This is a genomic window from Microbulbifer maximicatervae (SeqCode), assembly GCF_052468295.1.
On the sequence record NZ_CP174340.1, the window covers coordinates 1,731,564 to 1,744,430 of the forward strand.

Consider the following 12,867-nt stretch of genomic DNA (forward strand, 5'->3'; position numbering starts at 1 on the left):
AATGATGCTGCGGGTTGTACTTGGACTGTTACTCAATGGCTATTGAAGCCCGAAGAGAAACAATATTGCCCTTCTCTATTCGGCTTCTACTTTTCTTGCTTCCAAGTAAGCAGTCAGATTAGAAAGGGCCCGCTGCCACCCATTGCGAGTTCCCTCGATCATTCCCGAGCCAGCCAGGGAGGCGATTTGTATCGTTACCTTGAGTTCTGTCACGCTTTCACTATTGCCGATCTCCACGCTAATCAAAGAGATACTCAGTGGAGAGCCATCCGTAGTTACACGTTCGGTGAACAATAGCCGATGTGGCTTTCTGATTTCGTAATAGTGTGTTTCGACCCGGAATCGCAGATCGCTACTTTGACCGCATAGATGGACGTCTAGGCCTCCTTCGCGAAAGTCATTTTCGAGAAATTCGATTGATTCCTCTTCAGAGGGTGGCCCCCATATCGAGCGGGCTTGTGGGTCTTCCCATGCGGAAAATACCCACTCTCTCGGTGCTTTGATCGTTCTACTGATCGATATGGTGTCGTGGGATAAATCTTGGCTCATGCGAATCCCTCTGCGATGTTTGCAAAGCGTAAACAGCCGAGTGCAAAAATAATGATAGTTAGCTTTTTGGATAACTATAGTTAACAGCAATTGTTAGGTCAATGGATAACCCGTGAATTGCTCCGCGCGGTTAAAGCTTCAGTGCTAGGTGGGGTGGAGGGAGAGAAATTGGTTTACGCCTGGGGGATCCGTACTGTTCGGGCATTTACCCCTTTTGTACTAAGTCATCCTGCTCTTCTGCATCAAGCGTTTCGACATAGCTCGCCATCCGAGCCATCCGGCCTTCCCATATAGCCGTTTGTGTATTGATCCATTTTTGTGCGGCAGTCAGTTGCTTGGGTTTTATCTCACAGGTTCGCACGCGACCGGTTTTCTTGGAGCGAATCAAGCCCGCATCCTCCAGCACACCAATATGCTTCATGAACGAAGGGAGTGCCATCTCAAATGGTTCTGCGAGCTCGGTGACCGACGCTGGTCCGCTTATCAAATGCTGAATGACAGCGCGTCGTGTTGGATCAGCCAGAGCTTGGAAAACAGTATTCAGGTTGTCGTGATTTTCTTCCATCTGAATAAGTATATCGGTGAAAAATTGTTAGGCAATGGCTACTGGGTGTAGCTACGTATTAAAAGCAGCTTAAGGTTACTTGGAAACTGCTCATTCAGTCATTCGATTAGCCTCGCCACCTCAACGATAATGGATATGCTCTAGAGCGTCTGCAAGCGCTGGTTTGGCTCCCTACTATGATCATAGAATCAGGTGGAGTCGATTAAATGGTGTTATAGGACAAAGATAAAATGTTTCAGTGTTAACAGGCTGCTGGAACCCCCTTACTTAAAAGAATAAGGTGCAACAGTGATCGATTTTACATATCAAAAGGATGTTCGAACCGAACCGATCTCTTATACAGTCCGGGCAGTGCCAGAGAAGGTCTTTGATGCCTGGATCATACCCAACATGGTTGAAAAATGGTGGGGGCCTGACGATTTCACGACACGTGTATTCAACCTCACCGCCAAGATTGGTGGGTGCTTTGCTTTTGAGATGACTGCTCCAAACGGCAGTTCCTGCATTATGTCTGGTGTGTATCGCAGCGTTGACAGGCCAAAGCGATTAGTTTTTGAAGTCCACGAGCATTGCAATCTTAATCTGCCAACCAACACCGAGTTGCAAGAAAATGCATCTTTGGTTGAAGTTGTGTTCAGGGGCACTGAGCTTGGTACCATCGTTACTCTGACACATACGCTTCTCAACACTGACTATGCAAAACTGGCAAAAGTCAGTTGGACTCAATCAATTCGTCAAATGGAAGCTGTACTTACCGAATTTTTCACGAGCTAGTGTTTTCTCTAATGGGCTGGATTAATGAGTTAATGTTAGTTTTCTTTGGATCAACAATATAATCCAGCTAGCGATAACAAATGGTGCGGTTAATACAATAATATCAGCGCTCATAAAAGCCATTGCGATTGGAACGGTTAATATGCTCCCTGCAATTGGGGCTAGCCATCGCTTACGACCATTTGATAATGCAATAGCGCTCAAAGATGCATTGTAACCGAAGAGCCCGGCAAGAATTAATGTGGGTGATAAGGCCAGGAACATGGCCAGTGATGTGGCCAGCATTCCACCAATAATACTCCAAAACGCATGAGATTTATTCGAGATTAAAATCCCAATTAAAAAACAAATACCTGTAATGGCATTGTTCTGAAAGATTATTTGACCAATACCTTCGAATATCCCCCAGGTTGAGGTATTTTCGTTAATGAATGCTGCAGTTGGCGCTAGACCTAGTGCTGGAGCCAATATCCATATAGCCCATATCACCAGAATGTAGGGCACAGTATAAGGCGGAAGGACAAAATGAAGCAGCATAAAGCGCATGATTAAGACTGTTAAAGCACTTCCACCGACAATCAATAAAAAAGTCATTAAAGATGGAGCATATAATAAGAATATGACTACACCGATCAAAGCTCCATTGTACCCAAATAGTCCATCTTCAATTTGTTTTACGGGGTAATTAAGAATATTTGCACAGGCAGTTGAGGTGATAACCCCAATTGCGACCCCTATAGCCATGGCAATAGAGTTAACTGTTACTCCGAGTATGAATAGAAAGCCACTCAAGGCGTTTCTTTGTAGGATGACCTGGCTAATTCCTCTGAAGAGACTGACAAGACAATTTCTGAGTTTTGTAGTTATTGGCTTTGTCATAGTATCTCTATTACAGCCTTAATTCGAATTAGTTAGTGTGGCTGCCAGATTTTGAGCCAAGTGAAATTAGAATATATTGTGTATGAGATTAGCAAAGGGGTTATCCATTATCTTTCTTAATCTGAATAAGTTGTAATAGACCCTACCTGCTCACTTGTTCACGGTCATAAATATACTATTAACTTTAGGTTATCCAGAATAAGCCATGGGCAATACACAGTTACCAGGTAAGCTCGATATATTGTAGTGCTACTTAGTTGACTGTCACGTTCTGACCAGAGACCTGTAGCCTGCTTTAGCTTATTAAATTTTCTTCAACCCTGCGATTGAATGTGCTTCCCCAAAAACCATCTACAATTCAACACACCACTTAAGCGCCGTGGGTAGTACTTTAAGCTATTCCGGTGTATATGGTTAAACGATACTTTCGGTAGTGAGGTAGCAAGCATGTTTAACAATGTAGGTTGGATTATCGAGGGAAAGATAAGAAAGGGACATGAAGCGGAGTTCAAAGCTGTTGTGAATGAGATGGTCGCAGCAACTAAGAAAGAAGGTGGAACCCTGAACTACCAGTATTACGTAACCGATGATGGAAACGTGCTTATCTATGAGCATTTCAAGGATTCCAAGTCAGCTCATAAGCATATTGACTCGTGGGACAACTTTGCCGATCGTTGGATAGCGGCTGCTGAACCGACTCGCTTAGTCCACCTAGGAGATATGCCACAAGATCTTCGGGAGCGTCACTCAGGCCTGCAATCAACTCTATACCACCCTTACGCTGGATTTGAACGTTCAGGTGGTAAGGCTCACTAACCTTTAAGCGAAGAAAGTAAAGGTGTAAGACTTTCACCAGTTGAGTTGATTACTACATGTTTCAAGACAACTGGTGAAGGTTGGGTACCCTTTCATTTATAAAAAGTTACTCCAGCAGCTTCATGGAATCCCATATTTCTCAGCCAATCGATCGATTTCTGCTTGTGATCTGGAATTATCTGGACACTTCGCACCAAACCATGGGTTTAGATCACTGTCTGTATTTGTAGCAGGTAGCTCTTTAACATCAAAACAGCGGTCTCCAACTTGAACAAAGGTTCCTGTCGAGGTCTGGTTTCTGTTTTCTGTAGGCTGATATCGACGGACTTTGTTGCGTTCCCTGGCTATTTTTCTCTCAAGAGCGGGATTGAATACAGTCGGTTGTCGCCCTGACCTTGGCGCAGTTGGGAAATCCCCGGAATGGGGCCTTGCCTCTAATGCTCCTTCCAATTTGGGTGGTGGCTCTTCTATTTTGGCTGGCTTCACCTTATTCAAACTATCAGGTATTGGCGGGCTAGTAACGGTTACTGCATCTGTCGGAGCGGTATCCTGCTCTGATACTACGCTCGGTTCTTCAGCAGTTGGCGGAGACGTAGAAGGCAGAGGAGTAAATGGGGCCAGTAAATTGACTTCTAGCGACGTGTTGGTCCTAGGAGTTGGACCTGGAGCGATTGATACTGGAACAACTATCAGTGCTATATGGGTTCCAATAGCAATAAGTACTGAGACTGCAAAGCGCCAATTTTGGGTGGTTTTGATGTTGGAGAGTGAAGGTGTCGCCGTATTAAAACCCATCTACTTCGTAGACCATATCTCAATAGACCTGGCCAAAATCCTTTTCCGAAAAACTCTGTGATTAGTGCGATAACAGGTAGGACTCCCACAGATCTTATAAGTTCTTTGGAGGCTCCAACTTCACCTGGTTGTTACTTTATGACAGTGAGGCCATCACCCTTCTCCATCTCGATGCCTAGCCTTCTTCGCTCCTGAATACACAGAGAGTCGGCCCAGGGTTCCTAGTCGAACAAATCCTCGTAGCCTTACTGTAAGAATTTGCACTCCAGTACGACCAAGATGGGTATCTAAACAGATTGTCTTCAAATTAGGGCTTATACCCTGCCACTAAGGATATGGATTGTATGAAATTTATCCGCTTAGCTCTTCGCACCTTGATCGCCGCTACATTAGTTTTTTCTATGCCATTCGCTCTAGCATCAGAGCCATTTTCCGAAGAACGATTCAAGGAGTTACAAGCCGCCAAACGATCCATTTTGATCGATGTGAGAGCAGATTGGTGCCCAACCTGTAAAAAGCAGGGCGAGATTCTGGCGCAGTTTCAGAGGGACAATGCCCAGTGTGGCCTTACGATCCTGAATGTGGATTTCGACTCCCAGAAAAAGTGGGTTAAGCACTTCCGCGCTCCTCGGCAATCAACGCTACTACTGTTTAATGGGGAGCAACAGGTGTGGTTCAGTGTTGCCGAAACTCGTGCCGATGTAATTCAGCAGAATATCTTCGATTCAGTTAAGGCTTGCACTGACAATGCTTGAGCTTAGCGCCATCCCCCTGGCTTTGATCGCGGGTACTCTCAGTATTCTCTCTCCCTGCGTTTGGCCATTGGTGCCAATGGTTGTCGGGGCTTCTAATAGTGCCGGGCGCTGGGGGCCGTACGCGTTAGCTATTGGGCTGAGCTTGTCATTTGCATTGGCTGGTACTGTGCTGAGCTTTCTATTGGTCTCCTTAGGATTAGACCCAGAACTCTTCCGCTATATTGCCGCGATAATGTTAGTGGCGGTTGCACTTGTCTTGTTGATCAAACCACTTTCCGATTGGCTTACCTTACGCTTATCAAAAATCACCGCAGGGGCGAGCATTACCGGTGATGGAGCTTGGGCTGGGCAGTTTGGTATTGGCTTCCTTACCGGAATCATCTGGCTGCCATGTGTTGGCCCTACCCTGGGTGCCGCTATAGCACTGGCTTCCATGGGCCAACAATTGGGGCAGTCATTTATGGTGATGTTTGCTTTCGGACTAGGTACCGGTACAGCGCTTTTAGTGGCTGGGATGCTATCGAAGCAGATTTATACTCGACTGTCACCATCAGTTGGGGCTTTCGCGATTGGAGGCAAAACAGTACTAGGTCTTATACTATTACTACTCGGGGTACTGGTCTTGAGTGGGCTTGATAAAGTAATGGAAGCCTGGGCTTTGAATTGGGTTCCCGAGTGGACTTTCAGTTTTTGATGGTCTTTTAGTGGTAAGCCAAGCCATATTGGTTTTTACGGGCCGGGTATTCTTATTCGGCCTTCTTAACTTGGAATCACAAAATTAGCCTTACGACTCATTAGGTACTCGCTCCCTTCATCGGCGTGAATGCGCACTTTTCATATTGGAGGATTTACGGTGGTAGAAATCGAGTGTCTATGGGAGTGCAATGATGGATTGGGCGAGACACCGATTTGGTCAGCGGAAGACAAGTCTATTTATTGGGCTGATCACGTTAACCCCGAACCTGACCCCGCTGATGCCCGGCCTCCATCCATAAGAAGTTTCAATATCGAAACAGGCGAACGCAAGACCTGGGAGATGCCTGAACAAATAGGCTCCTTTGGCTTCCGTCGTGGAGGCGGAATGATCGGAGGTGGATGCTCCGGTTTCTTTGCGATCGACTTGGAAAACAGGCGTGTCGATACAATCGTTAATCCTGAACCCGGTAGGCCCCACAGTCGTTTGAATGATGGCAAAGTGGACCGCTATGGGCGTTTCTGGTGCGGTAGCATGGATGTGCGTTTTAAAGACAAATCTTCCTATCTCTATTGTTTGGAACCCGATCTAACCTACCGAAAGGCCGATAAGGATTTTCGCTTTGTTGTAGCCAACGGCATTGCTTTTGACCCTGAAGATACGCGAATGTATTTCGGGGATACCTTTGGACATATGGTTTACGTATTCGATCTGGATATCAGTGACGGCCGGATTAGTAACCGGCGCCCTTTCTTCTCCATTGAAGACCGACAACCAGGAATTGTCGACGGTGCAACGGTAGATACGGAGGGGTTTTACTGGTTTGCGTTGAATCTTGGGGGCAAAATCTTGCGAGTAGATCCCAAAGGAAGGCTTGATAGAGAGATCGACCTGCCGATTCGAAGCCCTACCTGCATCGCTTTTGGCGGTAATAATTATGAGACACTGTTTGTCACATCTCAGCAGTCATTCCTCACTAAAGAGGAACTGGCTCGACATCCTCAACCGGGCTGTATCTTAGCCGTTCACGGGCTTGGAATTCAGGGGCTTCCTGAGCCAAAGTTCGGCAGTTAATCTGCTGTTGAATGCAACTCTTCAAACAGGCATCCCGAATCTTGCGTTCTGTCGGGCTAGAATCTTTGTGTGTGATAAATCTGAATCGCCAATTGGACAAGAGAGGTGTCAGTTGCGTATCCCTGCCATCCCACCTGAAGAACTCAGCGAGGAACAGAAACCCCTTTACGAAGATATGAGCAATGAGATGAAGGGGTATTTCACAGGTTTCATCAAGAAGCGCAAGGATGGCGCTTTACTGGGGCCCTGGGCACCAGCACTGCAATATCCCAGGTTTGGAAAGCCCTGGTGGGACAATATCAAGGCTATTGCAGACAAACCCACGCTTCCTAAGGCTGCTCGGGAAGTTGCGATTCTAATCACCGCAGCTCATTTTAAAGCGGGTTATGAGCTGTACTCCCATACGGTTATTGGTGAGAAAAGTGAGTTGGCAAGGAGCAAAATTGCCACTATCGCAGCGGGCCAGCGTCCGATAGACCTAACTTTTGAGGAAACCGCTGCTTATGATGTCGCCGCATCACTTGCAGCTGGAGGCCGCCTGCCAAAGGCTACTTGGGAGATGGCCGTGAGTGCTTTCGGTAACGAGGGTGCCGCCGAACTGGTCTTTCTCGTGGCTGGCTATCATCAGGTCTCTGCCATTTTAAATGGTTTTGATATTTCCATACCTGGCGACGGGAGTTAGGGAGCGTCTCGGTTCGGGAGGGGGCAAGAATGTTCTGGATTTATCCAGCCCAACGACACACTCATCCCATATGTAAGTTGTGAAAAAAGTAGCGTCCTCTGAATGCTTGAAAGTAAATACCACTCTCTTCGAGAGTAATTGAGTGGAAGGTAAAGTGTGTAGTTGGGATAGGTTGCAGCGCCCTATTCCAGTGCTGTACTGATTCTATAAAGTTTACGAGATGGCATTCGCCATCTCGCAGGAAATACCCGTTATTGGGCGGCAACAGCTTGGGGTATATCTGCAGACTGCTTTGACTGGGATACCTGCCTGTAGATATATCTGCTCGAATAGAGGCAAATGACACCCATTACCAGGGCGCCCAGGTCAGTGAAGACTACTGGCAAAGTGACGGACTTCCAGGGGACCAGCAGACCATTTCCAGTTACCAGCGCATTCAGCAGCGGGATGCCGCACAGCAGCAAGCCTGCACAAAGTGAGAGATCTGCTAATGCAGGTTTTATCTGGCGGCGCAACATCGCCCAGGCTATGGCCACTCCCCATACAGAGAGATACACCATTTCAATCCAGTGAAAGCGCTGATCGCCACCACCACCGAGAGGTAACAGCTTATTGGCATAGAACGTGGCCGCGGTGGCGACAACCAGACCGGCACAAACCCCTACCGTGAGCAAACTGAGGAACCAGCCGGAACCTCGGGTATTAATATCACCAGAGGGGAGCTTTTGCCTCTGCGCCTTGCGAACCTGCCAGATCACGGTGCCCGTTACCATCATCAAACACAATGCCAATCCCAACACAAAGTACAGGGCTTTTATCAGGAAGCCACCGTAGAGTGCGTAGTGAAGCGGAGTCAGTGAAAAATACACCCGCATAAACGGACCTGAGTCCTGCACTGGGTTATTGATGTTAACTACTTCGCCATCTTCACTGCGGTATTTGACATCTACAAAGCGCACCAGCGCCTCGTTTGTTTGGCCCGAGACTTGGACAACCTGATTGCGATCCCCGTAGGCCTCCACAAAAATGGCTTTGGGTTTCGCATTAGGCACTTGGTCCTGGTAGCGCAGCAGAATTTGGTTATAGCTACTGGATTCCAAAGGCTCGCCAGTTATCTCAGGGTGTTCCCCCACTACCGAGGCGACTGCAGCTTCCACATTACCTTCAAAAGCAGAAAATGCAGCAACCTGGATCATAATGCCATTCAGGCCAAGTATTGCGCCGGTAAAAGCAATCACTATATGGAACGGTAGCGGCCAGACCCCTAATACTTTGTGCAGGTCTGTCCATTTGAGCCGCCTGCTGCGATCCACACGGAATTTAAACATCTCTTTAAAGATTTTCTTGTGAATGATGATGCCACTTAATATGGAGAGCAGCATCACCAAGCCCATCAGTCCAACCAGGTAGCGTCCAAAAGGCCTGGGAAACAGTAGATCAGTGTGCATATACGTCAATAGCTCAGCGAAATCAGAGCCGCTGGGCGGCAGCACTTCACCGGTATTGGGGTTTATATGGCGTACCTCGGTTTCCTCGCTTTCAGCATCAGTCCAGAGTACTTCCAGCATAGGGTGGTAGTAGTCTGGCATTGAGATCATAAAAAAGCTGTCCTCACCGATATTTGCCTCGGCGAGCACCGGAGCGACCAGTTGATCTACATCCACAGGCGCTTCAGCATCGAAGGCAATACGATGCTCGGGGCGTTCCCATTGGGTCAGCTCGTGGCCAAATAGTGCGACCACGCCGGAAAAGGAAATTACGAATAGCAGAATAGAAAATAACACCCCAATCCAGGAGTGAATTTCGTAAAAAAGGATATTGCTACGCTGTTGCATTTAAGTTGGCTAGACCGAAAATTATAAAAAAGAAAGAGCGCTTAGTCCGAGCATGACCAGCAACAGGGATAATAGGTATGCCGCTGCGCGCCAAGTGGAGGCGGCGAGTAACCCCATACTCATATACCCGACCCATAAAAGTGTCGATAACATAGATCCCGCTGCCATCCGTTCTGTTGGCTCGGCGGACGGCCAGTAAATCGACAACATCACCGTGCTGGAAAACATCAAGATAATGCTCAGCACAATGGTCAGGGTGACCTGTTGCCAACTGATTTTTATTGAAGCAGCCATAGAGTTATCCGATAGTCAGAAGAGCCTGCTCTAATACCAACAAGCCCACTACTGACAGTGGAAAATGGCGAAGCAGCCAATTAGGTTTGATTGGGGCGAACAGTGCTTGTAATAAAGCGCAGAACATCGCGACACAAAGCCAGATGGGTATCCCTACCTCCCAACCATATAGGAATCCATAAGGAATTGAACTCACCGGAAGCACCCACCAGGCAATTCTTTGTAAGCGCTTAAAACTACTGAGCTGTAGATCTTTATGTCTGGTTACAAAAATAAGTAGTACAGCCAAATAAGTAAGTAGGAAAGCCACCAGGTTAGACATTGAAGTTTTCCAGCCTTCTTTACTTAGAGGTCGCGGATTTTTTGAACATTGCGCTTATTCTTTACAGAAATGGAGTTTCGTAGTTGCAAATATTGCCTTCAATACTGGGAAGCTTTGTATTTAGCGATCTACCGGGTTTAAATTTACCTAATTACCACTTATGCTAAGCCAATTTTTAGCAACCTTTCTGGCATCGGTGGTGTCCGAAGAGAGACGTAAATCAATCTTGGAATGAGTGCCGACAAATCAAACCTCCGATTAAAGCGATATTGAAATTCTGCCAAATAGCGCTGTGCATATTTCGGCCTAATAGCATGGTAAGTGCTACGTAGCGCACTCTTTAAATTACCAAGTACTGTATTTACCCAATAGAACTCAGGCTCTTCAACAGAAGCTCGGCCACCACCACAAACAATTTTGTCATGTACACAACCGGCCTCCTTAATGGCATTGAAGCATGGAAGACCATCTGAGATGACTGTGCTGCCACTGCAAAGGTACTTTTTACTCCAGGTTGAAATTTCACTGCTTTTGAAGCCCTTGATAATTGAGAGCTTAATACGGGTTGGGCGTCCCTCCTTGGTTGTTTCAACGGCCGCCACAAAGGGAGTTTTACCCTTGGCTCCGCGCCCGGGCTTGCATCCAGTACGCTCACCACCGAGATAGGCATCATCTAGTTCAATAAAACCGGACAGTTTGTATCGTTGGTCTCGCTCCATCATCACTTGCATGAGTTTCTGCTTCATACGCCATGCTGCGTTGTAAGAGATACCTAGATGTCGAGATAGCTCCATAGAGGAAATGCCCTTCTTATCCTGAGTAATCAGGAAAATACCGAGAAACCAGGTGGTGAGGGGGAGCTTCGTGGAGTCAAAAATTGTACGAGAGGTAATCGATGTCTGACGCCGACAATGGTTACATTGCTTAAGCTTGCGATAAGCGAGGTCGCAATGCTTGTCATGCCCGCAGTGAGGACAACTAAAGCCATTGGGCCAACGCCACTGCGACAGTGCATCGAAGCACTGTTCCTCGCTGCCGTACATTTTGAGGAATTGGGTCAAACTAATACCCTTCTGAAACTGTACCTTGTTGCGAGCCATGGCGTATTCCCTTGCAGATCAACGAGATAGCTGTATTTATATACAGTTACGCATAACTTAGCAAGAGTGGTAATTAGGTAAATTTAAGTCACAAATAATAATCATTATCAGTTGTAGTCTATCTTAAGATACATGTTTGTTCAATTGGCTTGAAAATGCAGACAGACTGGAAGGTAGCAAGGAAGAGGTGCTAAGTTCTTTTACCTTTCTTCCATATCTTATCGTTCTTATCATGTGGATTATTGACTTCGAAGCCAGTGGCTTATCCAGGCAGAGTTACCCTATAGAAGTTGGCCTCTGCTCTGAGACAGTGGAATACCAGGCGCTAATAAAACCAATGCCACACTGGTCTTATTGGTCCGATGATGCTGAATCGATACATAACATTTCCCAATCAAAGCTGGAATCCGAGGGTATAGATCCAACTACAGTGGCTTATAGCCTAAACAGGATTCTTTCAGGTCAGATTGTCTATTGTGATGCCCTACTCTGGGATAGATTTTGGTGCAATGCCCTTTTTTCTGATACTGGCATTCATCAGGAGTTTGAACTCAGGGATATTCAGGAGCTAATTGGTGGCTCTGAAAATCACTTAAGAGCATTCATTAATGAGCGCGAAAAGCTGGAGGACTCTGACAAATTCACAGTTCATCGAGCGCTGGATGATGCAAAAATAATCAGGAAGGCATTAGAAGTAGCATTAGCAGGCCGACATGAGTGAGTAGCTTTAGAGCTAAGTAAAACGGTCGTCCTCCTTAGACTAACTAACAGAGAGCAGTAATTAGGGAGCCTCTGAGTAACTCCGTGATACCTCTGGCATGCAGAGCGGTTCACAATCAAGGCGCGGCTTCGCAGGAATGTCTAGACCTTTCAAGAAATCGCAACGCGGAGTGTGAATCGCTCTGCAAGCCCCGAAGGGCGGGCCTTGAAGGCCACAGCTGCTGCGTTGCAGCTCTTGCAAAGGGCTACGGCCATTCGCGGCGAGCTGCGCCTAACATCTGCAGCCTTCAAGACCCGCAGAGGCATTACGGAGTTACTCAGAGGCTCCTTAGGTCTATTACTTCTGCACCTTGTGGAGGCACTAACTTTTTGCCGCAATAAAAACACCACTTCCTATAAGTAAAGTCCCAGAGCCGTATTTTAGAGCCGGGGTCTTTCCTGATTGACTGATTGTTGACCGTGCTTTGCAGGCAAGGTACGCATAACCTGCCATCACACTGCCTACGGCTAGCGTTGCAATTGCAAATATAATTGCAATGTCCAAAGAAGCAACGCGAGTTAGATCGAGGAAGGCTGGAAAGAAGCTTACGTAGAAAAGAATAGCTTTCGGATTACCCAGCGTGGTGACTAAGCCCAGTAGAAAACTTGAAAAGCTGTTATGGGAGTGGCTTGTAGCTATTTGGTTTTGGTCGACTTGTCTTTTCTTTGCTGAGAGAAAGATATTCATTCCCAGCCAGATAAGATAGGCTGCTCCAGCATATTTAATAACGATGAATAAGCTCCCCAAGGTTTCGGCTAGCGTTGCTAAGCCAAGCAGAGCTAACAAAATAAAGAAATAATCACCTACAACAATTCCCATTACTGTAATTAATCCCTGGCGCAAGCCGAGTGTCACTGACCGGGAAACAACAGCTAATACTCCCGGCCCAGGTATCAGTGCTAGAACTAGCATTGAAATGAACAGAGCTAAGGATGTAGAGATTGTCATGAGGCACTCAGTGATAGTTAGGGCT

At 46.7% G+C, this 12,867-nt stretch carries 16 protein-coding genes; 8 read left to right on the forward strand and 8 right to left on the reverse strand.

Features of this window, described 5'->3' with window-relative positions:
* Nucleotides 1-75: 75 nt before the first annotated feature.
* Complete coding sequence (locus tag ACJJIQ_RS07805) at nt 76-549, reverse strand: SRPBCC family protein (protein ID WP_445364227.1); 474 nt, start codon at nt 547-549, stop codon at nt 76-78.
* A gap of 205 nt (nt 550-754) precedes the next feature.
* Nucleotides 755-1,114 carry an ArsR/SmtB family transcription factor gene (locus tag ACJJIQ_RS07810; protein ID WP_413661976.1) on the reverse strand — a complete coding sequence of 120 codons (360 nt, stop codon included), beginning with the start codon at nt 1,112-1,114 and terminating at the stop codon, nt 755-757.
* A 288-nt stretch (nt 1,115-1,402) separates the two neighbouring features.
* On the opposite strand from ACJJIQ_RS07810, the gene ACJJIQ_RS07815 reads away from it, so the two are divergent.
* Complete coding sequence (locus tag ACJJIQ_RS07815; RefSeq protein WP_445364228.1) at nt 1,403-1,888, forward strand: SRPBCC family protein; 486 nt, start codon at nt 1,403-1,405, stop codon at nt 1,886-1,888.
* Between the two features lie 21 nt (nt 1,889-1,909).
* Here ACJJIQ_RS07815 and ACJJIQ_RS07820 read toward each other — a convergent pair whose 3' ends face one another.
* Nucleotides 1,910-2,767: an urea transporter gene (locus ACJJIQ_RS07820; RefSeq protein WP_445364229.1), complete on the reverse strand. Its 858-nt coding sequence runs from the start codon at nt 2,765-2,767 to the stop codon at nt 1,910-1,912.
* Nucleotides 2,768-3,214: 447 nt separating this feature from the next.
* On the opposite strand from ACJJIQ_RS07820, the gene ACJJIQ_RS07825 reads away from it, so the two are divergent.
* From ACJJIQ_RS07825 to ACJJIQ_RS07850, 6 genes are all read left to right on the forward strand, one after another.
* Entirely contained in the window at nt 3,215-3,583 is a 369-nt protein-coding gene (locus ACJJIQ_RS07825) for a putative quinol monooxygenase (RefSeq protein ID WP_108733199.1), read from the forward strand.
* A 367-nt stretch (nt 3,584-3,950) separates the two neighbouring features.
* Complete coding sequence (locus tag ACJJIQ_RS07830) at nt 3,951-4,439, forward strand: hypothetical protein (RefSeq protein WP_445364230.1); 489 nt, start codon at nt 3,951-3,953, stop codon at nt 4,437-4,439.
* A 283-nt stretch (nt 4,440-4,722) separates the two neighbouring features.
* Nucleotides 4,723-5,133 (forward strand): thioredoxin family protein, encoded by a 411-nt coding sequence (locus ACJJIQ_RS07835; protein ID WP_444913085.1) that lies wholly within the window; start codon nt 4,723-4,725, stop codon nt 5,131-5,133.
* The gene (locus ACJJIQ_RS07840) at nt 5,126-5,827 is read left to right on the forward strand and encodes a cytochrome c biogenesis CcdA family protein (protein WP_445364231.1); all 702 of its coding nucleotides are present in this window, start codon (nt 5,126-5,128) and stop codon (nt 5,825-5,827) included. Before ACJJIQ_RS07835 ends, ACJJIQ_RS07840 begins: the two co-directional genes overlap by 8 nt.
* A 159-nt stretch (nt 5,828-5,986) precedes the next feature.
* The gene (locus tag ACJJIQ_RS07845) at nt 5,987-6,901 is read left to right on the forward strand and encodes an SMP-30/gluconolactonase/LRE family protein (RefSeq protein ID WP_445364232.1); all 915 of its coding nucleotides are present in this window, start codon (nt 5,987-5,989) and stop codon (nt 6,899-6,901) included.
* A 112-nt stretch (nt 6,902-7,013) separates the two neighbouring features.
* A complete protein-coding gene (locus tag ACJJIQ_RS07850; protein WP_444927832.1) occupies nt 7,014-7,583 on the forward strand; it encodes a carboxymuconolactone decarboxylase family protein in 570 nt (189 codons plus the stop codon).
* A gap of 251 nt (nt 7,584-7,834) precedes the next feature.
* Here the strand turns inward: ACJJIQ_RS07850 and ACJJIQ_RS07855 are convergent, their stop codons facing one another.
* From ACJJIQ_RS07855 to ACJJIQ_RS07870, 4 genes are all read right to left on the reverse strand, one after another.
* Entirely contained in the window at nt 7,835-9,418 is a 1,584-nt protein-coding gene (locus ACJJIQ_RS07855; protein WP_445364233.1) for a PepSY-associated TM helix domain-containing protein, read from the reverse strand.
* A gap of 21 nt (nt 9,419-9,439) precedes the next feature.
* Nucleotides 9,440-9,712, reverse strand: coding sequence for a hypothetical protein (locus ACJJIQ_RS07860; protein ID WP_445364234.1), 273 nt, complete (start codon nt 9,710-9,712; stop codon nt 9,440-9,442).
* Between the two features lie 4 nt (nt 9,713-9,716).
* Nucleotides 9,717-10,034, reverse strand: a complete 318-nt coding sequence (locus ACJJIQ_RS07865; protein WP_445364235.1) for a hypothetical protein — start codon at nt 10,032-10,034, stop codon at nt 9,717-9,719.
* Between the two features lie 158 nt (nt 10,035-10,192).
* Complete coding sequence (locus ACJJIQ_RS07870) at nt 10,193-11,134, reverse strand: IS1595 family transposase (RefSeq protein WP_445362153.1); 942 nt, start codon at nt 11,132-11,134, stop codon at nt 10,193-10,195.
* 136 nt (nt 11,135-11,270) lie between these two features.
* Here ACJJIQ_RS07870 and ACJJIQ_RS07875 point away from each other — a divergent pair, with 136 nt between their 5' ends.
* Nucleotides 11,271-11,855: a hypothetical protein gene (locus tag ACJJIQ_RS07875; protein ID WP_445364236.1), complete on the forward strand. Its 585-nt coding sequence runs from the start codon at nt 11,271-11,273 to the stop codon at nt 11,853-11,855.
* Between the two features lie 360 nt (nt 11,856-12,215).
* Here ACJJIQ_RS07875 and ACJJIQ_RS07880 read toward each other — a convergent pair whose 3' ends face one another.
* Nucleotides 12,216-12,842, reverse strand: coding sequence for a LysE family translocator (locus ACJJIQ_RS07880; protein WP_444913791.1), 627 nt, complete (start codon nt 12,840-12,842; stop codon nt 12,216-12,218).
* Between the last annotated feature and the right edge of the window lie 25 nt (nt 12,843-12,867).

What these genes read in the sequence shown, in the direction of transcription:
- ACJJIQ_RS07865 (WP_445364235.1), bottom strand. Translation starts at nt 10,034, where the DNA reads ATGTCTAACCTGGTGGCTTTCCTACTTACTTATTTGGCTGTACTACTT.
- ACJJIQ_RS07805 (WP_445364227.1), bottom strand. Translation starts at nt 549, where the DNA reads ATGAGCCAAGATTTATCCCACGACACCATATCGATCAGTAGAACGATC.
- ACJJIQ_RS07840 (WP_445364231.1), top strand. Translation starts at nt 5,126, where the DNA reads ATGCTTGAGCTTAGCGCCATCCCCCTGGCTTTGATCGCGGGTACTCTC.
- ACJJIQ_RS07855 (WP_445364233.1), bottom strand. Translation starts at nt 9,418, where the DNA reads ATGCAACAGCGTAGCAATATCCTTTTTTACGAAATTCACTCCTGGATT.
- ACJJIQ_RS07880 (WP_444913791.1), bottom strand. Translation starts at nt 12,842, where the DNA reads ATGACAATCTCTACATCCTTAGCTCTGTTCATTTCAATGCTAGTTCTA.
- ACJJIQ_RS07835 (WP_444913085.1), top strand. Translation starts at nt 4,723, where the DNA reads ATGAAATTTATCCGCTTAGCTCTTCGCACCTTGATCGCCGCTACATTA.
- ACJJIQ_RS07860 (WP_445364234.1), bottom strand. Translation starts at nt 9,712, where the DNA reads ATGGCTGCTTCAATAAAAATCAGTTGGCAACAGGTCACCCTGACCATT.
- ACJJIQ_RS07820 (WP_445364229.1), bottom strand. Translation starts at nt 2,767, where the DNA reads ATGACAAAGCCAATAACTACAAAACTCAGAAATTGTCTTGTCAGTCTC.
- ACJJIQ_RS07810 (WP_413661976.1), bottom strand. Translation starts at nt 1,114, where the DNA reads ATGGAAGAAAATCACGACAACCTGAATACTGTTTTCCAAGCTCTGGCT.
- ACJJIQ_RS07870 (WP_445362153.1), bottom strand. Translation starts at nt 11,134, where the DNA reads ATGGCTCGCAACAAGGTACAGTTTCAGAAGGGTATTAGTTTGACCCAA.
- ACJJIQ_RS07825 (WP_108733199.1), top strand. Translation starts at nt 3,215, where the DNA reads ATGTTTAACAATGTAGGTTGGATTATCGAGGGAAAGATAAGAAAGGGA.